Origin of the sequence: Leisingera sp. ANG-M7 (assembly GCF_000813965.1) — a bacterium.
Classification (GTDB): Bacteria; Pseudomonadota; Alphaproteobacteria; order Rhodobacterales; family Rhodobacteraceae; genus Leisingera.
Genome location: NZ_JWLI01000017.1, coordinates 127,558 through 152,518, shown reverse-complemented (window position 1 = coordinate 152,518; position 24,961 = coordinate 127,558). Strand labels below are relative to the sequence as shown.

The window sequence follows — 24,961 nt, the reverse complement described above, 5'->3', positions numbered from 1 at the left end:
GCCGCGCCTTAGGGTACTTTCCCTTTGCCGCCCCTTTCGGTAAGGGATAGCCCGACCCGAAATGACACCCACGCAGGATCGAGCGCATGGCGATGGAAAAGACATTCAACGCGGCTGAAGCCGAAAGCCGCCTTTACAAGGCCTGGGAAGAGGCTGGCTGCTTTAAGGCAGGCGCCAACGCCAAGCCGGAAGCCTCCACCTATTGCATCATGATCCCGCCGCCGAACGTCACCGGCGTCCTGCACATGGGCCATGCCTTCAACAACACGCTTCAGGATATTCTGATCCGCTGGAAGCGGATGCAGGGTTACGACACCCTGTGGCAGCCGGGCACCGACCATGCGGGGATCGCCACCCAAATGGTTGTCGAGCGTGAGCTGGCAAAAAACCAGCAGCCGTCCCGCCGGGAACTCGGCCGCGAAAAGTTCCTGGAAAAGGTCTGGGAATGGAAGGAAAAATCCGGCGGCACCATTGTTGAGCAGCTGAAGCGCCTTGGCGCGTCCTGCGATTTCTCCCGCACCGCCTTTACCATGGCGGGCGCGCAGGGTGATACCCGCACCGGCCACGAGAACTCCCCCAACTTCCATGACGCCGTGATCAAGGTGTTTGTGGAAATGTACAACAAGGGGCTGATCTACCGCGGCAAGCGGCTGGTCAACTGGGACCCGCATTTCGAAACCGCGATTTCCGACCTTGAGGTCGAGAACATCGAGGTTGCAGGCCACATGTGGCACTTCAAATACCCGCTCGCGAACGGTGCCACCTACACCTATGTGGAGAAGGACGAGGACGGCAACGTCATCCTCGAGGAGGAGCGCGACTATATCTCCATCGCCACCACACGGCCTGAAACCATGCTGGGCGACGGCGCAGTGGCGGTGCATCCGTCGGATGAGCGTTACGCACCTATTGTGGGCAAACTGTGCGAAATCCCGGTCGGCCCCAAGGAGCACCGCCGACTGATCCCAATCATCACCGATGAGTACCCGGACAAGGACTTCGGCTCGGGTGCTGTGAAGATCACCGGCGCGCATGACTTCAACGACTATCAGGTTGCCAAGCGCGGCGGCATTCCGATGTACCGCCTTATGGATATGCGCGGCCAGATGCGGGCCGACGGCGCGTCTTATGACGAGGCCGCAGGCGTTGCCATGGCGGTTGCCAAGGGCGAGCAGACCCTGAGTGAAATCGAAGCCGACGCCATCAACCTGGTGCCGGACGACCTGCGCGGTCTGGACCGGTTCGAGGCGCGCAAACTGGTGGTCGAGCAGATCACCAGCGAAGGGCTGGCGGTCATGCACACGGTCACCAAGACCGATCCGGAAAGCGGCGAAGAGGTCCAAGTGCCGGAGCCTTACGTCGAGAACAAGCCGATCATGCAGCCCTTTGGCGACCGCTCCAAGGTTGTGATCGAGCCGATGCTGACCGATCAGTGGTTCGTGGACGCGGAAAAAGTTGTCGGCCCCGCACTGGATGCAGTGCGCAATGGCGATGTGAAGATCCTGCCGGAGAGCGGCGAGAAGACCTATTACCACTGGCTGGAAAACATCGAGCCCTGGTGCATCTCGCGCCAGCTGTGGTGGGGCCATCAGATCCCGGTGTGGTACGGGCCGACCAAAGAATGGCTGGCTGAAGCTCTAGAAGAGCACGCAGCACAGGACGGGTCTGGCGACGAGACGTATCTGCTTCCCAGCGGTTCCGACTGCGTATCATTTTGTGCGGCTTCAGAAACAGAAGCAGCACAGCTTGCTAAACAGTATTATTCCGATCTTACAAACATCAATGTTTCGGCCGTCTCCTTTAACGGTTCCCTACCTGTAAAGTCATCTCTCGATGTTCATGGCATCAACCCAGACCCGGCTAGATTAGAGGCCGAACTTTGCATTGGCCGCGACCCTGACGTGCTGGACACCTGGTTCTCCTCCGGCCTCTGGCCGATCGGCACGCTGGGCTGGCCGGAAGACACCGCCGAGATGCAGAAGTACTTCCCGACCTCGACCCTGGTCACCGGTCAGGACATTCTGTTCTTCTGGGTCGCCCGGATGATGATGATGCAGCTGGCGGTCGTTGATCAGATCCCCTTCGACACCGTCTACCTGCATGGCCTGGTGCGCGACGCCAAAGGCAAGAAGATGTCGAAATCCACTGGCAACGTGGTAGACCCGCTGGAAATCATAGAGGAATTCGGCGCCGACGCACTGCGCTTCTCTTCTGCTGCGATGGCGGCGCTTGGCGGCGTGCTGAAGCTGGATATGGAGCGCCTCAAGGGTTACCGGAACTTTGGCACCAAGCTGTGGAATGCGGTGAACTTTGCCCATTTCAACAACGTCTATGATGATAACGTCCCGGCCTATGTCTGTCCGGATGCGCAGGCTGCCGTGAACCAGTGGATCATCGGTGAAACCGCCAAGGTGCGGGTGGAAGTGGACGCAGCACTGGAGGCCTACCGGTTTAACGACGCGGCCAATGCGCTTTATGCTTTTGTCTGGGGCAAGGTCTGCGACTGGTACATCGAGCTGTCGAAACCGCTGTTCGGCTCCGAGGATGAAGCGGTGATTGCTGAGACCCGCCAAACCCTGGGCTGGGTGCTGGATCAGTGCATGATCCTGCTGCACCCGATCATGCCCTTCATCACCGAGGAGCTGTGGGGCAACACCGCCAAGCGCGAGAAGATGCTGGTGCATGCCGAGTGGCCGACCTACGGCACCGAGCTGGTCAACGCCGAGGCTGATGCCGAGATGAACTGGGTGATCACTGCGATTGAGAACATCCGCTCCACCCGCGCGCAGATGCATGTGCCGGCCGGAGCCAAAATCCCGATGGTTGTGACCGAATTCTCCGATCAGGCGCGTTCCGCCTGGGAGAAGAATGAGGCGATGATTCAGAAACTGGCCCGCATTACCGTGCTGGAACAGGTGGAGAGCTTCCCCAAAGGCTGTGCTTCTGTGGCGGCCCCCGGTGCTTCCTTCGGCCTGCCGCTGGCGGATGTGATCGACGTGGATGCCGAGAAGGCGCGTCTGGAGAAAACCCTGGGCAAGCTGGCCAAAGAGCTGGGCGGCCTGCGCGGGAGGCTCAACAACCCGAAGTTCGCGGCCTCCGCGCCGGAAGAGGTTGTGGCGGAAGCCCGGGAGAACCTTGCCGCACGCGAGGAAGAGGAAGCCAAGGTCAAAGAGGCTCTGGCACGTTTGGCAGAGATCGCCTGATCCCATTGCCAAGCTTTTTTGAAACGCCCGCCCTTCCGGCGGGCGTTTCACTTTATGCAGCAGCGCACTGAAATCGTTCATCTTTCCAGAAATACGGGGAAATTCCTGATAACCGCCCCATTGTCTTTGCAGCCGTTTTGTATCAGCCTGCCCGCAACCATAAGAACAAGGGAGGCTGCAGCCATGGCCGAAGGATCCGCACCCAAGGGATACTGGGTGGCCCATGTGGATGTGAACGACATGGAGCGCTATCAGTCCTACATAAACGCCGCCCGCCCGGTGCTGGCTGAATACGATGCCAAGTTCCTGATCCGCGGCGGTGAGCGGGAAGTCCGCGAAGGCGCGTTCCGGGCCCGCACTGTGGTCCTTGAATTCAAGGATTTCGAAACCGCCAAAGCCTGCTATGATTCCGTGGCTTATCAGGACGCCAAGGCCTTTCGCGATCTGGTCTCGACGGGTGATATGCACATCATCGAAGGGTACGCGGGCTGACCCGCCTGCCCTGCCGCTCTGCCTGAGGTCTGCCGATGCCTATGCTCAAGAAGCTCTTTCAAGCGTTCCGCCCCTCTGAACCGCCTGCTCTGCCTGATCCAGACGCTGAACTTGCGCTGGGGGCGCTTCTGGTGCGGGTGGCGCAGTCCGACCGGGACTACAAGCTGGAGGAGATCAGCCTGATTGACCGCATTCTGGCGCGGCTCTACCAGCATAACGCGATCGAGGCGGCCAAGGTGCGCGCCACCTGCGAAAAACTGCACGCCGCGGCCCCAGAGACCGACACTTTCGGCAGGCTGATCCGTGAAACTACCGGGCTGGAGGAACGGCTGGCAGCGCTGGATGCGCTGTGGGAAGTCGTGCTTGCGGACGGCAATGAGCATGAAGGCGAAATCACCATCATCGAGGATGCCCGCAAGGCGATGGGCCTGTCCTATGCCGACAGCCAGAAAGCGCGCGCCCGCGCGGTGGCTAAATTCTCCCCCACAGCGGAGGACAGCTGATGTTCAAGGAACTGCTGAACCGGCTGCTGGAGCCAGCGCCCGCGCAGCTGGACGACGAAGGCGCAAAACTCGCACTGACGGCGCTGCTGGTACGGATTGCCCGCTCAGACCACAATTATTCCGAGGTGGAGAAGGACCGCATCGACCGCATCCTGACCACCCGCTACGGGCTGGACACCGGCGGTGCACTGATCCTGCGCGAACAGGCTGAGGCGATGGAGGCTGAGGCGCCGGATACTGTCCGCTTTACCCGCGCCATCAAGGATGCGGTGGCTTATGAGGACCGAACCGGCGTGATCGAGGCGCTTTGGCAGGTCGCGCTGGCCGACGGGCACCGGGACGCAAACGAAGACGCACTGCTGCGGCTGTCGGCCAGCCTGCTGGGGGTTTCGGACGTGGACAGCGCCATGGCGCGCAAACGGGCAGAGGCTGTGAAATGATTGCACATCTCGGCATGTACGACCGTCCGGAGACCGCGGCGGCCAACGACAGGTTCTGGGCAGAGATCCGCAAGCATCTGAGCGGCGGCCCGGATCAGCTGACCCGCGGTACAGATTTCTGGCAGGTGTGGAAATCTCCGGAGCTGCTGCTGTCGCAAACCTGCGGCTGTCCCTACCGCACCCGTCTCTATGGCGAGGTGGAGCTGGTGGGAACCCCGGATTACGGCTTGCCCGGCTGCGAACCCGGTTACTACAACAGCGTCTTCGTAGCCCGCAAGCAAGACGCGGGCCAGCCGCTTTCGTCGTTTGGCGGACGCCGCTTTGCCTATAACGAATCCCTGTCGCAATCGGGCTGGGCGGCGCCAATGGTGCATCTGCACGACCGAAGCATCCTGCCCGGCGCACTGGTGGAAACCGGCGGCCACCGGCTGTCTGCCGAAGCTGTTGCCGTAGGCCGCGCCGACTTTGCCTCTCTCGACGCGCTGACCTGGGAATTGATCCGGGAGCACGACTCATTTGCCAGCAGTCTGATCGAGATTGAACGTACCGTTCCAACACCCACCCTGCCCTACATCACGGCCTTGGGCAGAGATGCGGACGAGCTGTTCACGGCCATAGAAACCACCATCCGCGATCTGGATGAGGACACCAGAGCGTGTTTGCATCTGAAAGGTCTGGTGCGGTTCACCCCCAGCGACTATCTGGCGGTGCCGACCCCGCCCGGCCCGGTGTTGACCGAACAGCGCATCCGCGCGGCGGAGCTTACGTAGCGCTCCTTCCGAAATGCACCGCCAAACCCGCCGTTTTGACAACTGAGGTGACAGCTTGTGCGGTTTGAACGTTGCATTCGGTCTTTTTTTCGGTCCAATAAGAACGAATTTCCACTCACAGGGACAAAGACACCTTGACCGATACAACGCCCGTTCTGCAAATCCGCGGCCTGCATAAATCCTATGGCGAGCTGGAAGTGATCAAAGGCGTCGACATCACCGCCAAGAAGGGCGACGTGGTGTCGCTGATCGGGTCTTCGGGGTCTGGAAAGTCCACCTTGCTGCGCTGCTGCAACCTTCTGGAGGACAGCCAGCAGGGTGAAATCCTGTTCAAGGGCGAGCCGATCACATGGACCGGCAAGGGGCTGGCGCGCCGTCCGGCCGATGCCAAACAGGTTCTGCGAATCCGCACCAACCTGTCGATGGTGTTCCAGCAATTCAACCTTTGGGCCCATATGACCATCCTGCAAAACGTGATGGAGGCGCCGGTCACAGTGCTGGGCCGCGACAAGGCTGAGGTCGAGGAAAAAGCGCGCCATTATCTGGCCAAGGTCGGCATCGGCGACAAATGCGACGTTTACCCGGCGCAGCTGTCCGGCGGCCAGCAGCAGCGCGCGGCGATTGCCCGGGGCCTGTGCATGGAGCCGGAGGCGCTGCTTTTCGACGAACCCACCTCAGCTCTGGACCCTGAGCTGGAGCAGGAAGTTGTGAAGGTGATCAAGGATCTGGCCGCTGAAGGCCGCACCATGCTGATCGTGACCCACGACATGAAGATGGCAGCTGATGTGTCCAGTCACGTGGTGTTCCTGCACCAGGGTCTGATCGAGGAAGAAGGCACGCCGGATGACGTCTTTGGCGGAACCCGCTCCGAACGGTTGCGCGCGTTCTTGTCATCGACCCGCCACGACCAATAATAACGAAATCAATAACCAACCAAAAATGGGAGTAACTTGATGAAATCTCTGATCCTTGGCACCGCCGCCCTGGCGCTGACCGCGGGCATGGGCCTGGCGGACACCGTGCGCCTGGGCACCGAAGGCGCCTATGCGCCGTGGAACTTCGTCAACGACGCCGGCGAGATCGACGGCTTCGAGCGCGAACTGGGCGATGAACTGTGCAAACGCGCCGAACTGACCTGCGAGTGGGTCAAGAACGACTGGGATTCGATCATTCCGAACCTGGTTTCCGGCAACTACGACACCATCATCGCCGGCATGTCGATCACCGACGAGCGCGATGAAGTCATCGACTTCACCCAGCCCTACACTCCGCCGGATCCGTCCGCCTATGTGGCGCAGTCGGCTGACGTCGACCTGGCAGGCGGCGTGATCGCGGCCCAGGCCACCACCATCCAGGCGGCCTTCATCGCCGAGCAGGGCTGGACCCTGGTCGAATTCGCCACCCCGGAAGAAACCGTCGCAGCCGTGCGCAATGGCGAAGCTGACGCGGTTCTGGCCGACAAAAGCTTCCTCGACACCGTGGTTGGCGACGATCTGGTGATGCTGGAGAAATCCGAATCCCTTGGCGGCGGCGTTGGCATGGGTTTCCGCGAGTCGGATGCCGAACTGCGCGGCAAGTTCGACGCAGCAATCCAGTCGATGAAAGACGATGGTTCGCTCAATGAACTGATCGCCAAGTGGGAAGTGTCCTCCCAGTGGTAATCTGATCCTGTTGCAGGATCTTGCAGGCCCGCCGCTGCGGCGCGCGGGCCTCATTCATTCTCTTCCGGCGCCTCGCGTGCCGGGCGTGAACTCGAGAAAGACAGGGTACATATGTTTTCCTATTGCACGGACCCATCCACGCTTGAGGGGCTAAGCTGGCTAAGCTGCTATCTGACCACCGGCAAGCATGTGAATCTCTACATCTCTGTCTTTGTGGTGCTGACCCTGCTGGCGATCACCGCCCCGGTGGCACTGCTGTTCGGTTTCGGCGCTGCCAGTGCTGCCCGCTCCAAGTTCCTGCCGCTGCGCTGGTTCGGCAAGGGCTACACCAGCATCGTGCGCGGTGTGCCGGACATTGCCTTCTTCCTGTTCTTCGTCATCGCACTCGACCAGGCGTTTGAGTGGATGCGCCACAAGGTGAAATGCCCGGATTGGGACCAGCCGATCCGCCAGGGCATCGACTTTGTGGTCTGCGACGCAGCCAAGCTGCCACTTTCAACTTCGCCGCAGTGGGTGCATGAAACCTATGGCTTTTTCCTGGCCGTCCTGACCTTCTCCATCGTGTTCGGGGCCTTCGCGGCCAACGTCCTTTACGGCGCCATGCGGGCCGTGCCACGCGCCCAGATCGAAACGGCGGAGGCCTATGGCATGACCCATCGCCAAGCGTTCTGGCGCATCCTGGTGCCGCAAATGTGGGTCTATGCACTGCCCGGCCTGTCGAACCTGTGGATGGTGTTGATCAAGTCCACGCCGCTGCTGTTCCTGCTGGGTGTTGAAGACATCGTCTATTGGGCACGTGAACTGGGCGGCACCAAGACCGCGCGCTTCACCGACTACCCGCACCCGAACTGGCATGTCTGGTATTTCGCGGCGCTTCTGGTGTTCTACCTCTGCTTCACCAAAGTGTCCGAAGTGGTTCTGGACCGTATCATGACCCGCCTGACCAAGGGCCAGGCCACAGCAGCAGGTGAAGCACAAAGAAAGGCAGCGGCATGAGTTGCGTTGAAACCATCCAGGCCTATGCCTTCCGCTCCCTGGGCTTTGGCGAACGGCTGTTGCCGCGGGGCGAATATACCCTGTGCGAGCATTTCACCCTGATCGGCTCCGGCCTGATCTGGAATGTCTATTTCGGCGCGCTGGCGCTGATGACCGGCTTTTTCCTGGCGGTGGCGCTGGCGGTGGGCAAATCCAGCCCCAACCCGCTGTGGCGCAAGCCCGCGGAGTGGTTCATTTTCGTGTTCCGCGGCAGCCCGCTGTTCATCCAGTTTTTCTTTGCCTACGCCTGTTTCCTTAGCCTCAAGGGCGTCTCCAGCTTCTTTGACCCGTTCACTTCCGCCTGGCTCGGCGCGCTGGTCGTGCTGTTCTGCAATACCGCGGCCTACTCGGGCGAGATCTTCTATGGCGCGCTGCTGTCGATCCCCAAGGGCGACATCGAGGCAGCTGACGCCTATGGCATGACCGGCTGGAACCGCTTCCGTCGCATCACATTCCCGACCATGCTGCGGCTGGCCTGGCCTGCCTACACCAACGAGGCGATCTTCCTGTTCCATGCCACCACACTGGTGTTCTTCTCCGGCTTCCCAGCCTGGCGGCAGCAGGGCGATGCACTCTATTACGCCAGCTATTTCGCGGACAAGACCTTCAACCCGTTTGTCCCCTACCCGATCCTGGCCTTCTACTTCATCCTGCTGACGCTAGTGATTATCAGCCTGTTCGGCTTTGTGAACCGGCGGCTGAACAGGCATCTGCCGCAGGAGCGGCGGGCCAAGCCCAGACTGAGAATAAGCCTGATCCGCTAAAAGCAGAATGGCTCCTTCGGGAGCCATTTTCTTTGGATGCAGGCAAACTTGCTGAGCATCAAGCAGCCGGGCAGCAACCGCTGCAACAGGCCCCTCTGCTGCCGCATCAATCTTTTGATCAAATTATCTTGGCGAATGGATTTCCTTAGGCTAGGGTTGGCGCAACGCACTTATGGAGCCCCAAATGGACCTGCCCGGACTGAAGACAATCCGCATTGCCGCCTGCGATATGAACGGCCAGATGCGCGGCAAGCGGCTGCCCGCGAGCCAGGCCGGCAAACTGGAGAGCGGCGGCGCCCGGATGCCGGTGTCCGCCCTTAACGTCGACCTGTGGGGCCGCGACGTCGAAGACAGCCCGCTGGTCTTTGAAACCGGCGACGCCGACGGAGTGATGCTGCCCACTGAGCGCGGCCCGGTGCCAATGCCCTGGCTCAAGACCGCCTCGGCGCTGGTGCCGATGGCGATGTACTGGGAGGATGGATCCCCCTTCCTGGGTGATCCCCGCCATGTGCTGGCAGATGTGCTGTCGCGCTACGCTGCGCGCGGCTGGACCGTGGTTGCCGCCACCGAGATGGAGTTCAGCCTGCTGGACGACAGCGGCACCCGCCCGGCCCCGCCGATCGACCCGCTGACGGGGCGCGAGTTGGACCAGCAATCGGTTCTGTCGATTGCCGAACTGGACGCCTTTGATGAGTTCTTCTCAGATCTCTATGACGGTGCTGAGGCGATGGGCATTCCCGCACAGGACGCCATTTCGGAGGCCGGCCTCGGCCAGTTCGAAATCAACCTCCTCCATCAGGAGGCCATGCGCGCCGCAGATGATGCGTGGTTGTTCAAGGCTTTGGTAAAAGGGCTTGCGCGCAAACACGGATTTGCCGCGACCTTCATGGCCAAACCCTATGCCGAGGAAGCCGGCAACGGGATGCATGTGCATTTCTCGGTCGAGGATCAGGACGGCAACAACATCTTTGATGACGGCAGCGACAAAGGATCTGATCTGCTGATGCACGCAGTGGCCGGCTGTTTGGCGGCGATGCCTGCCAGCTCGCTGATTTTTGCCCCGCATGGCAACTCCTATGACCGGCTGGTGCCGGGTGCCCACGCCCCGGTCAGTGCCGCTTGGGCATATGAAAACCGCACCGCTGCCATCCGCATTCCCGGCGGCAGTCCCAAGGCGCGCCGGATCGAGCACAGGGTCGCAGGCGGCGACATCAACCCCTACCTGATGCTGGCCACGGTGCTGGGCGCGACCTTGGCCGGTATTGAAGACAAGATGCAGCCGCCCGCCCCCTCAGACGGCAACATCTACGAGATCGAGGGCCTGCCGCAGCTGGCCTCCGACTGGGAGACCGCAATCAACTGGTTCGACACCGACCCGCTGATTGCCCGCATTCTGCCCGATCTCGCCATCCGCAACCTGGTGATGACCAAGCGGCAGGAGCTGAAAGGCTTTGCGGAACGCCCCAGGGAGAGCCATTGGCTGTCCTGGCTGGAGGCGGTATAAACCCGCTTTGCCCGCGGCGTCCGGCAAGGCCCTTGCCCGCCCTGGCATCCTCGGCTAGGCTCAATTTGATCAAATTTGGTGACTTATGAAAATCGGCATCCTGCAAACCGGCCATTCCCCCGAAGACCTGTTCGGCAGTTTCGGCGACTACGACGCCATGTTCCGCGACATGCTGGACGGCAACGGGTTTGAGTTTCAGACTTGGGCGGTGGTGGACGGCATTCTGCCGGACGGGCCTCAGGACGCCGACGCCTGGCTGATCACCGGCTCCAAGCACGGCGCCTATGAGGACCACGCCTGGATCCCGCCGCTGGAGGATCTGATCCGCGCCATTCACGCGCGCAAGCAGCCGCTGGCGGGCATCTGCTTCGGCCATCAGATCATCGCCCAGGCGCTCGGCGGCAAAGTCGAAAAGTATGAGGGCGGCTGGGCCGTAGGCCGTGTCACCTATCAGGTGGACGGCAAGAACCTGACCCTCAACGCCTGGCATCAGGACCAGGTGGTGGATCTGCCCGACGGCGCGCGGGTGCTGGGCGGCAATGAGTTCTGCCGCAATGGTATCCTCGCCTACGGCGACCACATCATCTCCTGGCAGCCCCACCCGGAATTCCCCAATGCCTTCGTCGGCGGCCTGATCGAAAAACGCGGCCGCGGCGTGGTGCCCAACGACCTGCTGGACCGTGCAGCCGCTGAGCTGGACGCCCCCGTGGACAACCAAGATATCGCAACCCTCCTCGCAGAATTTTACAGGAAAGAGAGGATCTAATGTCAGCCTGGCTCGACACCCTTCCCGAAGCAGCACAAGCCTATCTGGAGGGGCGTCGTCTCGACGAAGTCGAATGCGTTATCTCGGACCTTCCCGGTATCGCCCGTGGCAAGGCGGTACCGGCATCGAAATTCGCAAAGACCGACTATTTTCATCTGCCCGACAGCATCTTCTACCAGACCATAACCGGGGACTGGGCAGATGCCGCGGATGAAGACGGCTGGATCGAAAAGGACATGACCCTGAAGCCGGACATGTCCACAGCAACAGCCGCCCCCTGGACAGGCGACTGGACGCTGCAGGTGATCCACGATGCCTACGACCGCGATGACAAGCCGATCCCCTTTTCTCCGCGCAACGTGCTGAAGCGTGTGGTGCAGCTGTACCATGACAAGGGCTGGAAGCCGGTAGTGGCGCCGGAGATGGAGTTTTTCCTGGTTGCCCGCAACATCGACCCGGCCAAGGAAATCGAACCGATGATGGGCCGTTCCGGCCGCCCGGCTGCGGCGCGGCAGGCCTATTCGATGACCGCGGTGGACGAGTTTGGGCCCGTCATCGACGATATCTACGACTTTGCCGAGGCGCAGGGGTTTGAGATCGACGGCATCACCCAGGAAGGCGGCGCAGGCCAGCTGGAGATCAACCTGCTGCACGGCGACCCGGTCAAGCTGGCGGATGAGGTGTTCTACTTCAAGCGGCTGATCCGCGAGGCAGCACTGAGGCATGACTGCTTTGCCACTTTCATGGCCAAGCCGATCGAGGATGAGCCCGGCTCTGCCATGCACATCCACCATTCGATCCTGGACATTGAAACCGGCCAGAACATCTTCTCCGGCCCGCAGGGCGGCGAGACGGATGCGTTTTACAACTTCATCGCCGGCCTGCAGAACCACCTGCCTGCCGGGCTCGCGGTGATGGCCCCCTATGTGAACTCCTACCGCCGTTACGTGAAGGATCACGCCGCGCCGATCAATCTGGAATGGGCGCGCGACAACCGCACCACCGGCATCCGCGTGCCGCTGTCCGGCCCCGAGGCCCGGCGGGTGGAAAACCGCATCGCCGGCATGGACTGCAACCCCTACCTGGGCATCGCCCTGTCGCTGGCCTGCGGCTATCTCGGCCTGGTCAACGAGGAGCGCCCGCGCAAGCAGTTCAAGGGCGACGCCTATGAGGGCGAAGGCGATATCCCGCAGGTGATGGGTCAGGCGCTTGACCTGTTCGACGAGGCCACGGAGCTGCACGAAGTGCTGGGCCCGGACTTTGCCCGCGTCTACTCCATCGTGAAGCGCGCGGAGTATGAGGAGTTCCTGCAGGTCATCTCCCCCTGGGAGCGCGAGCATCTGCTGATGAACGTCTGAAGCCGCAGGCGCTGCGCCCCGATGCAGCGCCTGTGCAATTGAGTATTTGGGCAAAGAAGAACAGCGGGATCCCTTCCGGGGACTCCCTCCAACAGGTGAGGTGCGGGATGGCGATGAACCTGCTCTATTCCAATGATCGCAAGGGTGAATATCCTGACAGCTGGTATGCGGCCACCACCGCGCCGCTGGAGCGTTTTCCAGCGCTGGATGGCGATGCAAAGGCGGACGTGTGCATCGTCGGCGGCGGCTATACGGGCCTGTCGGCTGCGCTGCATCTGGCGGAGGCCGGGGTGTCCGTTGTACTGCTGGAAGCGCAGCGGGTCGGCTTTGGCGCCTCGGGCCGCAATGGCGGCCAGCTGGGCAGCGGCCAGCGGATGGAACAGGACGGGCTGGAAAAACTCGTCGGCCAGGATGATGCCCGCAAGCTTTGGGATCTGGCCGAAGATGCCAAGGACCTGGTGAAGGATCTGGTGGCCCGCCATAGCATCGACTGCCACCTGAGGCCTGGCGTCGCGCATGCCTGCTTCTCCAGGGGCGAGACAGCGCATGAACACGCCTATGCCGAACATCTGCAAAACCGCTACGGCTATGATCAAATCGAACTGCTGGACCGGGACGCGATGCAGGCGCTCTGCCCCTCGCCTGCCTATGTCGGCGGCTCTCTCGACATGGGCGCAGGCCACCTGCACCCGCTCGCCTATGTGCTGGGCCTTGCCCGTGCAGCCGCCGCTGCCGGGGCCGTCATCCGCGAAGGCAGCGAGGTTCTGGATATTCAGGAAGGCAGCCAGCTGCGTATCCGCACTGCGGGCGGCATCGTCACAGCAGACCATCTGATCCTGGCTTGCAATGGTTATCTCGGCGGATTGAACGGCCAGGTCGCAGCGCGGGTGATGCCGATCAACAATTTCGTGGTGGCCACCGAACCGCTGGGCGATGACACCGGCCGTGTTCTGGCCCGCGATGTGGCCGTCGCGGACACCAAGTTCGTGGTCAACTACTTCCGCCTCAGCCATGACAAGCGGCTGCTGTTCGGCGGCGGCGAAAGCTATGGCTACCGGTTTCCGGCAGACATCTCCGCCACAGTGCGCAAGCCGATGGCGGAAATCTTTCCGCATCTGAAGGACGTCAGGATCGACTACGCCTGGGGCGGCACTCTGGGCATCACCATGAAACGGATGCCTTATCTGGCGCGGCTGGCGCCCAATGTGCTGACCGCCTCCGGCTACTCGGGCCACGGTGTCGGCACTGCCACCCATGCGGGCCAGCTGATGGCGCAGGCCATTCAGGGCCAGGCCGTGGGGTTTGATACCCTGGCCCGCGTCCCCGCCCCGCGCTTCCCCGGCGGGCCGCGGATGCGCTCACCGCTCCTGGTGCTGGCAATGACCTGGTTTGCCATGCGCGACCGTCTGGGCGTCTAAGCAGTGGCCTAAGCCGGATTCCGCGCAACTCCGCAACAATTCTGTGAAATTTCGCCGGACGCAGCAGATTCCGCCGCGTCCGGTCTTGGCATCCTGGAGAGTTAGTTTTACATTTCCCAAAGCAACAATTCAGGATTTTGAAATATGGCTCTGCCGCCCAACGTTCATGACGCTGAACCCATTCCCGCAGCCGCCCGCGACGCCATCGACGCCCTGATGCAATCGGGCGACCTGTTCCGCTACACCGCGTCGGAGAATGCGCCGGTCACGCTGCTGGAACAGGAATACGCAGAGCTTCTGGGCTGCAAATTTGCGCTGGCGGTGTCTTCCTGTTCGGCCGCGCTGTTCCTGTCGCTGAAGGCGCTTGGCCTGCCCCGTGACGCCCGCGTGCTGATTCCAGCCTTTACTTTTGCTGCTGTACCCTCCTCCGTAGTGCATGCCGACTGTGTGCCGGTGCTGTGCGAGGTGGCTGACAACTACCGTATCGACATGGCCGATTTCGAGGCCAAGCTGGACGGCGTGCAGGCGGTGATCATCAGCCATATGCGCGGCCACACCTCCGACATGGATGCGATCATGGCGCTGTGCGATGCCCGCGGCATACCGGTGGTCGAGGACGCAGCCCATTCGCTCGGCACCACCTGGAACGGCAAAAATATCGGCACCATCGGCAAGGTTGGCTGCTTCTCCTTCCAGTCCTACAAGATGGTCAACGCAGGCGAAGGCGGCATCCTGATTACCGACGACGCCGACCTGGTTGCCCGCGCCGCGATCATGTCCGGTGCCTATGAGCACAACTGGAAAAAGCACAAAGGCCCGCATGGGGAAAACACCCCGGACCTGGAGCAGGCCTTTGCCAAGTGGCAGAACCAGCTGCCGCTCTATAACCTGCGGATGAGCAACCTCTCAGCCGCGGTGATCCGCCCGCAGCTGCCGGAACTGGCGCGCCGGGTGCGCGACGGCCTAGCCAACCACGACTACGTGGCGGAACGGTTGAATGCCTCCCCTTTCTTTGACGTGCCCGCACCGCTGGATCCGGAACGCCGCGCACCAGATTCGATCCAGTTCAACCTGGTGAATTTGAGCGAGGCGCAAACCCGCGCCTTTGCCGCCGCGGCTGAGGCCAAGGGCGTCAAGGTGCAGGTTTTCGGCCTGTCGACCGACAACGCCCGCGCCTTCTGGAACTGGCAGTTCCTGGGCGAACAGCCCGATCTGCCGCAGACCCGCGCCATGCTGATGAAGGCCTGTGACGTGCGCCTTCCGGTGCGGCTGACCCGGGCAGAGCTGGACGTGATTGCAGACATCCTTCTGGCTGCCGCAGAAGAGACCATAAGCAAGGCTGCCGCCTGAACGAAACGGGTGCTTCAGTGCGTAAACGCCCTGGCCCGCGCCGGGGCCTTTTCATGATTGCAATCCTGGCTTGTGCCGTTCACGGTGCCGCCCATGAAAACCCCATTGAGATTCAAAAGGCGCCCGGCCACCGCGCTGGTGGCCATGGCAAATTCGCTGAGCATGGGGGACGCCGTCCCCGGGGGTGAGCTGAGCCAGATCATTGGCGCGGTTGTTTTGGACCAGGCAGAACGGGCTGCGCTGCTGGCCGCCATCCGCGCCTCCAACGACCCGGACTGCGGCCTGGCCGTGGCCGACCTGCTGGCCGCCTATGCTACCGAGGCGGCAGAGGCCGAGGCGCAGGCCCGTGACGCGGATCAGGTGATCGGCCAATGGGCCCAGCGTCTGGCTGCCGGCGCGCTGCTGGCGAGCTTTGGCGCAGCAATTGCCGGCACAGTGACCGGCGGGCTGGCTTTTGGCCTCACCCTGCTGTCGTTTTCAGGCTTCATTTTCGCAACCGCCTCCCGCATCGGCGGGCGGGGCAAGATGCGCCGCCGCGCGCAAGCGCGGGAAAGCGCCGATTCCCTGGCCCGTCATGTGCTGGAAGCAGGCAAACTCAGGAAGGAGGGGAAGTGATATGGAAATTTCAGCAATCCTCCCCTATATTGGCAGTGCAACCGGAGAAACGCATGTTTGAAGCCATGGGACTTGAGACTGTTATCGTCAGCACGATCATCGGCGCCTGCGCCCTGTCTTTTGGTGCCAGCGCCTATTTGTTCATGCGCGCACGTCCGGCACCCGCGGCAAAGGATCTGGACAAGATCGTGAAAAACGCGCCCTATCACCGCCTGCACAACGTGCTGAAGGTTGAGGCCGGGTCCTGATCCGCACCCGCAAATAACTGCGCATGAAAAAGCCCCCGCCGAACCGGACCGGGGGCTTTGTTGTCAATGCCGCCAGGCACTGGGTGTCATTTCATCTTTGACAGTTTTTCCTGTAGCGCGGCCAGCTGCTTTTTGATGTCGTCCAGATCTTCGCCGCTGCTTTCGGATTTTTCTTCCTCAGCACCGCCGGTCCAGCCCGCAGCACCGAAACCGCCGGTCATCGCCTTCAGGAACGCCTCCTGCTGCGCCTTCATCGCCTCGAACCCCGGCATCTTGGACATCGGGTTCATTGCATTCATGTTTTCCATCATCTTCGACTGGCTCTCGCGCAGCATGTCAAAGGAGGTCTGCAGGAACTGCGGCATCACTCCGCCGCCCGGCACCATGTAGCTTCGCACGAGATCGTTCAGCACATTGACCGGCAGCACGTTCTCGCCGCGGCTTTCATGTTCGGCAATGATCTGGAGAAGATACTGGCGGGTCAGGTCGTCACCGGTTTTCAGATCGACGATCTGCACCTCGCGGCCTTCCCGGATGAACCCCGCGATATCCTCCAGCGTGACATAATCGCTGGTCTCGGTGTTATAGAGCCGCCGGCTCGCATACCGTTTGATCAGCAAGGGTTTGTCCTGTTCTGCCATGTGTTCCCTCCCCGGTCATGACGCATTGCAGCGAAGCCTATGCCAGTGCAGAACAAAAGGGAAGCCTTGGTGTGTTTTCCGCAACAATTGTTCTGTACACCTCTGAAGCATCGGCATCAAAAGCCGCTTGACCTGAACCCGGCTTGAGCTTTTATCAGTACCCCCGCAACAGGTTTTTGAGCGGGAGCACACAGCTATGAACATCCTGATCCTTGGCGGCACCGGCTCCATCGGCACCGCCGTCACCAGCGAACTGGTCCGCCGCGGCCACAATGTCACCGGCCTCAGCCGGTCTGAAACCTCGGACCGTAAGCTGGAGGCCCTGGGCGCCCGCCCCTTGCGGGGCGATCTGCGCGCACCTGGCGCCTGGGTGCGCGAAGCGGCCCGTACCGATGGCCTGATCCAGCTGGCCGCAACCTTCGAAGATGACATGGCGGAGGCCGATACCACGGCCATCACCGCAATCCTGCGGCAAGCCGCCCTGCGCCCGCAGCCGCTGCGGATGATCTACACCGGCGGATGCTGGCTCTATGGCACCACTGGCAGCCGCGTTGCCGATGAGACCAGCCCGATGCGGCCGATCAAGCCGTTTGCCTGGATGCAACATAACGCCCGCACGGTTCTGGACGCTCGGGGCGTTTCTGCGGCGGTGATCCACCCGGCATTGGTCTACCACGAAAACGGCGGCGCCTTCTCCCGCTATCTGGAGGCCGCCAGCGAAGCCAAACCGTTCGAGATCTGGGGCAGCATCTCCACCCGCTGGCCGCTGATCCAGCGAGAGGATCTGGCCCGTACCTACCGGCTGCTGCTGGAAGACACGAACCTTACCGGCCATTTCAACGCCAGCGCTCAGGATGGAGTGCCGGTGGCCGAGATCACCCGGGAGATTGCCTGCCGCCGCGGCCATGACGGAGGCTATGTGGTGCGCAGCCTGAAACATGTGCTGTGCAAATACGGCGACTGGGCCGAAGGCCCGACACTGGACCAGCAGATGGGCTCAGGCAAGCTGCGCGATCTGACCGGCTGGCAACCGCAGTTCGGCAGCTTCCGTGATGCGCAGTTTTAAATCCCGGGCAGAAGCCCTTGAAGAAAATATCATATTTTTTGCATCTAAATTTTCGAAAAAACTCTCAATATGATATAATGAGATCTAGGTCTTTGAGTCTGTGGTGGCAGGGAATATGGCTGACCAAGGGGACAGACAGAGACAAGCTGCCATTCTGATTGCTGACGTGGCCGGCTTTTCCGCGATGGTGGAAACCGGGGAACCCGAGGCCGTTGCGGCCGTGCGCAAACTAGCGGACCAGATCATCGTGCCCGCTGCGCGCCAGTATTCAGGCCAGCTTGTCAAAACACTGGGGGACGGTTTCCTGCTGGAATTTCCCTCCTCCCTTCAGGCTGTAAAGGCAGCCCTGCTGATATCCAGGAAATCAACGGGCCCGGCAGCCAGCCTGGGTTCCAAGCGTCTGGAGCTGCGCATGGGAATCCACACCGGGAATGTGATCTCATCCGGAGACGACCTGTTCGGCAATTGCGTCAACATCGCCGCGCGGCTCGAAAGCCTTGCCGGGCCCGGTGAAATCTGTGTCTCCGGCACCGTGCAGGAGCAGGTCCGCGGGCGGATCAATGCAGCCTTTGATGACCTGGGCCTTCAGGTTATCCGCAACATCTCCGATCCAGTGCGGATCTTCCGTATTGCTGAAAACACCATGCCGCAGCTGGATCCTGAAGGCCCGGTCTATGAAATCTCTGTTGCGGTTCTGCCGTTTGCCGGAAACCCTGATGCGTCGGACAGTGCAAACGGCCTGGCGGAATCCCTGACCGAAGACATCACGATCGGCCTCTCCCGCTTTCGCGAACTGCGGGTGATATCCCGGACGACGGCGCTGCGCTACGCCCGCAGCGCCTCAGAGACTTCGGTGGCCGCGGTTGAGCTGGGGGTGCGCTACCTGGCCGAGGGCACAGTGCGGCAGCTGCCCGACAAACTGCGGATCGCCGTTTCTCTGGCAGATGGGTTCAGCGGTACTACGCTGCTCAGCGAGCAATACCATCTGGAGGCCGGCGCTGATATCAGCCAGCAGGATGCCCTAACCCGGCAAATCACGCAGACGCTGGCAGGACAGCTGCAAGCCACCGCAAAACGGAAATCGGCCGCGCTTGCGGCAAACGAAACCCCTATGACTGCCAGGGATCTTGTGCTGAAGGCAAAGGCGCTGATCCTGGATACCCATGACGCGCTGTTGCAGTGCCGCAGTCTGTACCAGCAGGCCAGCGACGCCGACCCCGGTAATGCCACGGCCTGTTCAGGCCTCGCGCTCACTTACCTGGTGGAATGGATGAGCGGCTGGGGCAAATCACCTGCTGAAACCCTGGACCGGGCCTTCCCGCTGCTGCGTCGTGCCGCCCGCATCGACCCTTTGGACAGCGTCGTGCAGCGCCGCCTGGCCGTCATGCACCTGTTTAAGGGGGAGTTTTCCCTGGCAGAGGATCATTTCCAGCGCGCCCTGGCGCTCAACCCGAATGACACGGACGCCATGGCCTTCCGTGGCTTGGCAATGGTCTACCAGGGTAAGCCGAAACAAGCCCTCGCCGAGCTTGAAGAGGCCACCGCACGCAACCCATTCCATCCAACCTATTTCCATTGGTTCAAGGGACTGGCGCTGTATATGTGCCAGGAATACCAACCGGGCATCTCTGAGGTGAACAAGGCGGTCGGGCTATTCCCAGGCTTCCCCGCACCCCGCCGCCATCTGGCGGCCTGCTACGGTCAGTTGGGTGACCAGGCTGCTGCAGCTCAGGAATGCGGGCGTATCCTGCAGCTGGAACCCGGTTTTTCTGTCGCCCGCATCCGCAGCACGCTGCCCTTCGCCAGGCCAGAAGACCTGGAGCATTACTGCGACGGCCTGCGCCGCGCCGGTCTGCCTGAGTGAGATGTGAAATCCGGGTGATCCCTGAAATGCAAAAGGACAGGCCTTGCGGCCTGCCCTTCTTCACGGTCCGGCTCCGTCAGGGAGGAGAGCGAGGGCCGGATCGTGGTCGTTCTTACTTGGCTGCTGCCGAAGCTTTCTTCGCTGCGGTGGTCACCTCTTCGGTGGCCTTTTTCACGGCAGCGGTTGCTTCTTCGGTTGCGTCTTTGCCAGCAGCCATCAGCAGCTCAACGGTGTCCATCTGGACCTTCTTGGCGATCTCGGCAAATGCAGCCATGTTCTCGGCAGCCACTTCAGCGGAAGCGGAAGCGAAATCGGTTGCGGCTTTGGCGTAGTCGGCCGGCTCTGCCTTGACTTTGGAAACGTCGCCCAGCTTGGCGATGGTTTCTTTGGTCCACTTGCTGGAGATCTCGGCGGATTTGCCGGCTGCGTCCAGGGCAACAGCGGACAGCTTCTCGTTCAGAGCTGCGGTGTTCTTGAATGCGTCTTCCATCGCTTTGGTGTCGACCGGGAAGGCGCCCATGAAGTCTTTCATCATCGCGGTGAAGTCTTGGGTCTTTGCCATAGTTCTAATTCCTCAGAAAGCTGCAGCAGGACCATCCTGCGCTCTTAGCATGAGGGGAATATGAGTGCCGCACCGCAGCATTTCAAGGATTTTTTGCTGCGGTGCAGAAAAAATACTTCTGCACCTGCAAAATCAACGGTTTGCCTTCACCTTCACATAGGATCCCGGCGCCGGCATCAAAGAAGGGAAGCCCGAATCTCCCACTTCGCGGGCGGGAACCTGCTTGCCGGAGCGTTTCCTCAGCCAGTCGTTCCAGCGCGGCCACCACGACCCCTCGTGGAACTCTGCCCCCGCCATCCAGGCCTCCTGATCGCCCTTCAGGTCTTCGTTGGTGTAATGGCCGTATTTCTTCTTGCTGGGCGGATTGACGATGCCCGCGATATGGCCGGACTCCGACACGATGAAGCTCTTGCTGCGCGACCCCATCTGCTGCACACCGGCATAACAGTCCTTCCATCGGGCGATATGGTCGGTCTCGCAGGTGATCGCCATCAGCGGCACATCCACGTCCTTGATATGCAGCTTGTGGCCCATCAGCTCAAAGCCCTCGCCGACAAACTCGTTGTTCTGGCACAGGCCCCGCAGATACTGCACCGCCATCCGGCCCGGCAGATTGGCGCCATCACCGTTCCAGTAAAGCAGATCAAACGCGGGCGGCGTCTCACCCATCATGTAGCTTTTAACCGCTGGGCCGTAGATCAGGTCCTTGGAGCGCAGGAATGACATGGTCCGTGCAATAACCCAGGAACGCAGCAGCCCCTCCTCTTCCACCTGCGCCTCAATTCCGTCGACGAAATCATTCTGCAGAAACGGCGTAAACTCGCCCTGATCGCCGAAATCCGTGAGCGTGGTAAAGAAGGTCGCCGATTTCACCGACTTGTCGCCGCGCTGTTTCAGCAGCGACAGCGTCAGGCTCAGCGTAGTGCCCGCGATGCAATAGCCCACCGCGTTGACCTGCTTGACCTTACAGATCTCTTTGGCCTTATCAAAAGCAGTCAGGAAACCCTCTTGGATGTAATCCTCCATGCCGACCTCGGCATGGCTGGAATCCGCGTTGACCCAGGACACAACAAACAGCGTGTAGCCCTGCTCGGTTATCCATTTGATCAGACTGTTCTGCGCCTTGAGGTCGAGGATGTAGAACTTGTTGATCCAGGGCGGGAACAGTACGATCGGCGTCTCATGCACGGTCTCTGTTACCGGTTTGTACTGGATCAGTTCCATCATCCGGTTGCGGTAAACCACGTCTCCCGGCGTGGTGGCGATATTGCCGCCCAGCTCAAAGGCGCTCTCATCCGCCAGCCGCACCACCAGCTCGCCGTTGTTGGCTTCCAGATCTGTGACCAAGTTTTCCAGGCCGTCGATCAGCGACTGGCCTTCGGTCTCCACCGCCTTTTCCAGCGCATCCGGGTTGGTAGGCAGGAAATTGGTCGGTGCCATCATCTCAATGATCTGATCGGCGAAATATGAAAGCCGCTGCTTGTCCTTGCGGTCCAGGTCCACAGCTTCCTGCACCGCCTTGCGGATCGCATCCGCGTTGGTCATGTACTGCTGCTTCACGAAATTGAAGTACGGGCTGGTCTCCCACAGCGGATTCGAAAAACGGCGGTCCTTCGGGCCGCCGTCATCCGTATTCTCCAGTTTTCCAGCCAGGGCTTTCTGCGCTTCGGCAAAATTCAGCACGGATTTGCTCCAGTACTCGACCTGCTGTTCCAGGATCTTTGCCGGGTTCTGCATCGCTTCGGCCCAATAGGCAGTTGCTGCGCGCGCATAAAGCTCTTGATTCGGACCGTCCAAAGCCGGGTTATGCGGCACCTTCCTGGACATGACATCAGCCAGACGTTTGCTCAGCTCCTCCACACGGGTCATGTTTTCCTTAAGCTTTTCAATGCTCTCAGAATTCGGGGCTGCGGATAATTCGTCACTAGTTGTCATATAAAAGAATCCCTCATAGGCTTTCTGCTATGCAGAATACTCTTCTGCAATTTTCAGGGCAAAGCGGCGATTGGTCCGATAGTCCGGATTTGTTGGTCCGATGACGCTGGGGCAAAGCCCGAAGGAGACGCGCATGCGATACATGATGACCTACGACCTGATGGAGACCGTCCGGAACACCAACCAATGGTTGGGAGCCACCGCCCTCTCCATGGCATCTTACCCGGTCTTTTCCGCCTTGCCAAACCCTGCCCTCAGCTGGATGGCCGCCTGGGGCGAAGTGACGGAACGTACTTACCAGCGCATGGTGGTGAAACCCGATTGGGGCATTCCCTCCTTCACCTGCGAAGACGGCAAGGACCACGTCGTTGAAATCACCAATGTGGTGGAACGCCCCTTTGGCGACCTCATCCATTTCAAGGTCAGCGGACGCGAGGAGCAGCCGCGTAAAGTACTGCTGGTCGCCCCGATGTCCGGCCATTACGCCACGCTCCTCCGCTCTACCGTTCAAAGTCTGATCAGGAACTGTGAAGTCTATGTGACGGACTGGCACAACGCCCGCGACATCCCTGTTTCTGCAGGTAAATTCGACGTTGAGGATTACACCCTTTACCTCGTCGACTTCATGCGTGAGCTGGGTCCCGACATCCATGTTGTTGCGGTCTGCCAGCCGGTGCCGCTGACCCTGGCTGCCACCGCTTATCTGGCAGAGCAGGATCCCAAGGCGCAACCGTCCTCGCTGACGCTGATCGGCGGCCCGGTGGACCCGGACGCCACCCCGACCGAAGTCACCGACTTCGGGCGCCGTGTCACCATGGGCCAGCTCGAGGAAACCATGATCCAGCGCGTCGGCTACAAGTACAAGGGCGTCGGCCGCAAGGTCTACCCGGGCCTCCTGCAGCTGGCATCCTTCATGTCGATGAACGGAGAACGGCATTCCAAGGCCTTCATGGACCAGATCCAGCGCGTGTCCCGCGGCGAAGCCTCCGACCACGATGCCCACAACCGCTTCTATGACGAATACCTGGCGGTGATGGACATGACGGCAGAATTCTACCTGTCCACTGTCGAACGCATCTTCAAGAACCGCGAAATCGCCCGCAACGAGTTCGTCGTGAACGGCCACAAGGTGGACTTCTCCAAAATCACCGATGTGGCGGTCAAAACCGTTGAAGGCGCCAAGGACGACATCTCTGCCCCCGGCCAATGCATCGCCGCACTGGACCTCTGCACCGGCCTGCCGGAAGAGAAGAAAGCCAGCCATGTGGAGCCCGGTGCCGGCCACTACGGCATCTTCGCGGGCCGCAGCTGGCGCAACAACATCCGCCCGCTGGTGATCGACTTCATGAACGCCAACAGCCGCCAGAAGACGCCGGACCGAAAACCCGCCAACAAGAACACGGCCGCCTGACCGCATGGCGGACGGGCTGGCGTTTTCCTGCAATTGCGGGACCTTGCGCGGTGAAGTTGCGGCGCAAGGCATCAAAACCGGCACCCGCGTTGTCTGCTATTGCGCCGATTGCCGCGCCAATGAGCTGTACCACGGCCAGCCCGACCCGGCCCCGGACCCAGTCGATCTGTTCCAGCTCGCCCCTGATACAATCTCCATCACCCAAGGCGCGGAGCATCTGAAGGCGCTCCGCCTCGGCCCCCGCGGGCCGTTGCGCTGGTATGCATCCTGCTGCGGCACACCCTTTGCCAACACCCTGGCCAAACCCGGGCTGCCCTTTGCCGGCATGCGCTCTGACATGTTTCAAGACAAGTCCGCCCTAGGCAAGATCCGGGCCAGGGCCTTCATCCCCGCCCCCGACAAACAAGCCCGCACCAAGGGCGGCGGCGCCATGGCCTGGGGCATCCTCAGCCGGATGATCACCGCGCGGCTGTCCGGCCGGTGGAAGGACACGCCATTCTTTGATGCGGACACCGGCAAACCGGTGGCAGAGCCTCAGCTGATCAGCAAGGCAGAGCGCGCAAAACTCTACCCCTGAGCACACATGGCGGGGGTGGTATCCGGTTCGGCAACCGGCTCTGCCAGCCAGTGCAGCAGCGCCCGGTTCACTGCATCCGGCTGCTCCAGCACCGGAAAATGCCCGGCATCCGGCAGGATTTCCAGCCGCGCATCGGGGATCAGCTGTGCCAGCAGGTCCAGCTTGGCCGGCGGCACGATCGTGTCATGCTCACCGCCCAGAACCAGTGTGGGCACATGCACCCGCCGCATCGCGGCCTGCTGGTCCGGCCGCCGCTGCAGCGCACGTGCCTGCGCCACATACAATTCCGGCCCCAGCTCCATGCCCATCCGGCAAAACAGCTTGTGCACCTCCAAGCGCAGGGGCCCCGGGGCAAGCGCTTCAGTCGGCATCGTCTCGCGCAGCACATCCTCCAGCCGTCCGGCGCGGGCTGCGACGATCTGCGGCTCCCGGCTGGCGGCCTGGTCCGGCGTCTCGGCCAGCGGGCTGGCCCCGATAACACACAGGCGGCTGATCCTCTCCGGCGCCCGGCGCACCAGTTCCATTGCCAGAATGCCGCCCATCGAAAATCCCGCCAGGGCAAAACGCGGCGGCAGATGGCTCAGCATCCGGGCAGCGATCTTCTCGACCGTGTCGCCGCCGGCCAGCGGCAGCACCATCACCGGCATGCTGCCGGAAAACGTTCGAACCTGAGCGTAGAAAATCCGGCCGTCGCACATCATGCCCGGCAGCAGAACCAAAGGTTCGCGGCACGGTTGCTGATCATTAGGCATGTCCTGCCCTCGCGGTTTGCCTCACA

Annotated in this window: 24 protein-coding genes; 20 read left to right on the top strand and 4 right to left on the bottom strand. The window is 61.4% G+C overall.

Annotated elements, in window-relative coordinates; all coding sequences use genetic code 11:
- Window positions 1-86 precede the first annotated feature (86 nt).
- The 16 genes from RA26_RS18760 (at window position 87) to RA26_RS18685 (ending at window position 16,127) form a co-directional block, all read left to right on the top strand.
- On the top strand, window positions 87-3,203 hold the full coding sequence (locus RA26_RS18760; protein WP_039186337.1) for a valine--tRNA ligase: 3,117 nt from the start codon (window positions 87-89) through the stop codon (window positions 3,201-3,203).
- Between the two features lie 183 nt (window positions 3,204-3,386).
- Window positions 3,387-3,695: a DUF1330 domain-containing protein gene (locus RA26_RS18755; RefSeq protein WP_039186334.1), complete on the top strand. Its 309-nt coding sequence runs from the start codon at window positions 3,387-3,389 to the stop codon at window positions 3,693-3,695.
- A gap of 41 nt (window positions 3,696-3,736) precedes the next feature.
- The gene (locus tag RA26_RS18750; protein ID WP_039186332.1) at window positions 3,737-4,198 is read left to right on the top strand and encodes a tellurite resistance TerB family protein; all 462 of its coding nucleotides are present in this window, start codon (window positions 3,737-3,739) and stop codon (window positions 4,196-4,198) included.
- The gene (locus RA26_RS18745; protein ID WP_039186330.1) at window positions 4,198-4,638 is read left to right on the top strand and encodes a tellurite resistance TerB family protein; all 441 of its coding nucleotides are present in this window, start codon (window positions 4,198-4,200) and stop codon (window positions 4,636-4,638) included. Before RA26_RS18750 ends, RA26_RS18745 begins: the two co-directional genes overlap by 1 nt.
- On the top strand, window positions 4,635-5,408 hold the full coding sequence (locus tag RA26_RS18740) for a phosphate/phosphite/phosphonate ABC transporter substrate-binding protein (RefSeq protein WP_039186328.1): 774 nt from the start codon (window positions 4,635-4,637) through the stop codon (window positions 5,406-5,408). Before RA26_RS18745 ends, RA26_RS18740 begins: the two co-directional genes overlap by 4 nt.
- 134 nt (window positions 5,409-5,542) lie before the next feature.
- Window positions 5,543-6,322: an ABC transporter ATP-binding protein gene (locus RA26_RS18735; protein ID WP_039186326.1), complete on the top strand. Its 780-nt coding sequence runs from the start codon at window positions 5,543-5,545 to the stop codon at window positions 6,320-6,322.
- Window positions 6,323-6,361: 39 nt separating this feature from the next.
- Complete coding sequence (locus RA26_RS18730; RefSeq protein ID WP_039186325.1) at window positions 6,362-7,069, top strand: transporter substrate-binding domain-containing protein; 708 nt, start codon at window positions 6,362-6,364, stop codon at window positions 7,067-7,069.
- Between the two features lie 111 nt (window positions 7,070-7,180).
- Window positions 7,181-8,065: an ABC transporter permease gene (locus RA26_RS18725; RefSeq protein ID WP_039186322.1), complete on the top strand. Its 885-nt coding sequence runs from the start codon at window positions 7,181-7,183 to the stop codon at window positions 8,063-8,065.
- Entirely contained in the window at window positions 8,062-8,868 is an 807-nt protein-coding gene (locus RA26_RS18720; RefSeq protein WP_039186321.1) for an ABC transporter permease, read from the top strand. The genes RA26_RS18725 and RA26_RS18720 overlap by 4 nt, the downstream gene beginning before the upstream one ends.
- Before the next feature lie 184 nt (window positions 8,869-9,052).
- A complete protein-coding gene (locus tag RA26_RS18715) occupies window positions 9,053-10,372 on the top strand; it encodes a glutamine synthetase family protein (RefSeq protein ID WP_039186319.1) in 1,320 nt (439 codons plus the stop codon).
- 85 nt (window positions 10,373-10,457) lie between these two features.
- A complete protein-coding gene (locus RA26_RS18710) occupies window positions 10,458-11,138 on the top strand; it encodes a type 1 glutamine amidotransferase (RefSeq protein WP_039186316.1) in 681 nt (226 codons plus the stop codon).
- A complete protein-coding gene (locus tag RA26_RS18705; protein ID WP_039186314.1) occupies window positions 11,138-12,496 on the top strand; it encodes a glutamine synthetase family protein in 1,359 nt (452 codons plus the stop codon). Before RA26_RS18710 ends, RA26_RS18705 begins: the two co-directional genes overlap by 1 nt.
- Window positions 12,497-12,603: 107 nt before the next feature.
- Window positions 12,604-13,914 (top strand): NAD(P)/FAD-dependent oxidoreductase, encoded by a 1,311-nt coding sequence (locus RA26_RS18700; protein ID WP_193747640.1) that lies wholly within the window; start codon window positions 12,604-12,606, stop codon window positions 13,912-13,914.
- A 144-nt stretch (window positions 13,915-14,058) separates the two neighbouring features.
- The gene (locus RA26_RS18695) at window positions 14,059-15,264 is read left to right on the top strand and encodes a DegT/DnrJ/EryC1/StrS family aminotransferase (protein ID WP_039186313.1); all 1,206 of its coding nucleotides are present in this window, start codon (window positions 14,059-14,061) and stop codon (window positions 15,262-15,264) included.
- A 93-nt stretch (window positions 15,265-15,357) separates the two neighbouring features.
- Complete coding sequence (locus RA26_RS18690) at window positions 15,358-15,879, top strand: hypothetical protein (protein WP_241482689.1); 522 nt, start codon at window positions 15,358-15,360, stop codon at window positions 15,877-15,879.
- 65 nt (window positions 15,880-15,944) lie between these two features.
- A complete protein-coding gene (locus tag RA26_RS18685; RefSeq protein WP_241482688.1) occupies window positions 15,945-16,127 on the top strand; it encodes a hypothetical protein in 183 nt (60 codons plus the stop codon).
- A gap of 86 nt (window positions 16,128-16,213) precedes the next feature.
- On the opposite strand, the gene phaR is transcribed toward RA26_RS18685, so the two are convergent.
- Complete coding sequence (gene phaR / locus RA26_RS18680; RefSeq protein ID WP_039186306.1) at window positions 16,214-16,768, bottom strand: polyhydroxyalkanoate synthesis repressor PhaR; 555 nt, start codon at window positions 16,766-16,768, stop codon at window positions 16,214-16,216.
- Window positions 16,769-16,964: 196 nt separating this feature from the next.
- Here phaR and RA26_RS18675 point away from each other — a divergent pair, with 196 nt between their 5' ends.
- Both RA26_RS18675 and RA26_RS18670 read left to right on the top strand, forming a co-directional pair.
- The gene (locus tag RA26_RS18675) at window positions 16,965-17,834 is read left to right on the top strand and encodes an NAD-dependent epimerase/dehydratase family protein (RefSeq protein WP_039186305.1); all 870 of its coding nucleotides are present in this window, start codon (window positions 16,965-16,967) and stop codon (window positions 17,832-17,834) included.
- 115 nt (window positions 17,835-17,949) lie between these two features.
- Window positions 17,950-19,698, top strand: a complete 1,749-nt coding sequence (locus tag RA26_RS18670) for an adenylate/guanylate cyclase domain-containing protein (protein WP_082015880.1) — start codon at window positions 17,950-17,952, stop codon at window positions 19,696-19,698.
- 112 nt (window positions 19,699-19,810) lie between these two features.
- Here the strand turns inward: RA26_RS18670 and RA26_RS18665 are convergent, their stop codons facing one another.
- Both RA26_RS18665 and RA26_RS18660 read right to left on the bottom strand, forming a co-directional pair.
- Entirely contained in the window at window positions 19,811-20,260 is a 450-nt protein-coding gene (locus RA26_RS18665; protein ID WP_039186303.1) for a phasin family protein, read from the bottom strand.
- 132 nt (window positions 20,261-20,392) lie between these two features.
- Window positions 20,393-22,195: a PHA/PHB synthase family protein gene (locus RA26_RS18660; RefSeq protein WP_039186301.1), complete on the bottom strand. Its 1,803-nt coding sequence runs from the start codon at window positions 22,193-22,195 to the stop codon at window positions 20,393-20,395.
- A 133-nt stretch (window positions 22,196-22,328) separates the two neighbouring features.
- Between RA26_RS18660 and phaZ the strand changes: the two genes are divergently transcribed.
- Window positions 22,329-23,606, top strand: coding sequence for a polyhydroxyalkanoate depolymerase (gene phaZ / locus RA26_RS18655; protein WP_039186299.1), 1,278 nt, complete (start codon window positions 22,329-22,331; stop codon window positions 23,604-23,606).
- Window positions 23,607-23,610: 4 nt separating this feature from the next.
- Window positions 23,611-24,183, top strand: coding sequence for a DUF6151 family protein (locus tag RA26_RS18650; protein ID WP_039186298.1), 573 nt, complete (start codon window positions 23,611-23,613; stop codon window positions 24,181-24,183).
- Here RA26_RS18650 and RA26_RS18645 read toward each other — a convergent pair.
- On the bottom strand, window positions 24,174-24,935 hold the full coding sequence (locus tag RA26_RS18645; RefSeq protein WP_039186297.1) for an alpha/beta fold hydrolase: 762 nt from the start codon (window positions 24,933-24,935) through the stop codon (window positions 24,174-24,176). The genes RA26_RS18650 and RA26_RS18645 overlap by 10 nt on opposite strands.
- Window positions 24,936-24,961 lie beyond the last annotated feature (26 nt).

Coding starts and splice junctions, on each gene's coding strand:
- RA26_RS18760 (WP_039186337.1), top strand. CDS start 87: ATGGCGATGGAAAAGACATTCAACGCGGCTGAAGCCGAAAGCCGCCTT.
- RA26_RS18755 (WP_039186334.1), top strand. CDS start 3,387: ATGGCCGAAGGATCCGCACCCAAGGGATACTGGGTGGCCCATGTGGAT.
- RA26_RS18750 (WP_039186332.1), top strand. CDS start 3,737: ATGCTCAAGAAGCTCTTTCAAGCGTTCCGCCCCTCTGAACCGCCTGCT.
- RA26_RS18745 (WP_039186330.1), top strand. CDS start 4,198: ATGTTCAAGGAACTGCTGAACCGGCTGCTGGAGCCAGCGCCCGCGCAG.
- RA26_RS18740 (WP_039186328.1), top strand. CDS start 4,635: ATGATTGCACATCTCGGCATGTACGACCGTCCGGAGACCGCGGCGGCC.
- RA26_RS18730 (WP_039186325.1), top strand. CDS start 6,362: ATGAAATCTCTGATCCTTGGCACCGCCGCCCTGGCGCTGACCGCGGGC.
- RA26_RS18725 (WP_039186322.1), top strand. CDS start 7,181: ATGTTTTCCTATTGCACGGACCCATCCACGCTTGAGGGGCTAAGCTGG.
- RA26_RS18720 (WP_039186321.1), top strand. CDS start 8,062: ATGAGTTGCGTTGAAACCATCCAGGCCTATGCCTTCCGCTCCCTGGGC.
- RA26_RS18715 (WP_039186319.1), top strand. CDS start 9,053: ATGGACCTGCCCGGACTGAAGACAATCCGCATTGCCGCCTGCGATATG.
- RA26_RS18710 (WP_039186316.1), top strand. CDS start 10,458: ATGAAAATCGGCATCCTGCAAACCGGCCATTCCCCCGAAGACCTGTTC.
- RA26_RS18705 (WP_039186314.1), top strand. CDS start 11,138: ATGTCAGCCTGGCTCGACACCCTTCCCGAAGCAGCACAAGCCTATCTG.
- RA26_RS18700 (WP_193747640.1), top strand. CDS start 12,604: ATGGCGATGAACCTGCTCTATTCCAATGATCGCAAGGGTGAATATCCT.
- RA26_RS18695 (WP_039186313.1), top strand. CDS start 14,059: ATGGCTCTGCCGCCCAACGTTCATGACGCTGAACCCATTCCCGCAGCC.
- RA26_RS18690 (WP_241482689.1), top strand. CDS start 15,358: ATGAAAACCCCATTGAGATTCAAAAGGCGCCCGGCCACCGCGCTGGTG.
- RA26_RS18685 (WP_241482688.1), top strand. CDS start 15,945: ATGGGACTTGAGACTGTTATCGTCAGCACGATCATCGGCGCCTGCGCC.
- phaR (WP_039186306.1), bottom strand. CDS start 16,768: ATGGCAGAACAGGACAAACCCTTGCTGATCAAACGGTATGCGAGCCGG.
- RA26_RS18675 (WP_039186305.1), top strand. CDS start 16,965: ATGAACATCCTGATCCTTGGCGGCACCGGCTCCATCGGCACCGCCGTC.
- RA26_RS18670 (WP_082015880.1), top strand. CDS start 17,950: ATGGCTGACCAAGGGGACAGACAGAGACAAGCTGCCATTCTGATTGCT.
- RA26_RS18665 (WP_039186303.1), bottom strand. CDS start 20,260: ATGGCAAAGACCCAAGACTTCACCGCGATGATGAAAGACTTCATGGGC.
- RA26_RS18660 (WP_039186301.1), bottom strand. CDS start 22,195: ATGACAACTAGTGACGAATTATCCGCAGCCCCGAATTCTGAGAGCATT.
- phaZ (WP_039186299.1), top strand. CDS start 22,329: ATGCGATACATGATGACCTACGACCTGATGGAGACCGTCCGGAACACC.
- RA26_RS18650 (WP_039186298.1), top strand. CDS start 23,611: ATGGCGGACGGGCTGGCGTTTTCCTGCAATTGCGGGACCTTGCGCGGT.
- RA26_RS18645 (WP_039186297.1), bottom strand. CDS start 24,935: ATGCCTAATGATCAGCAACCGTGCCGCGAACCTTTGGTTCTGCTGCCG.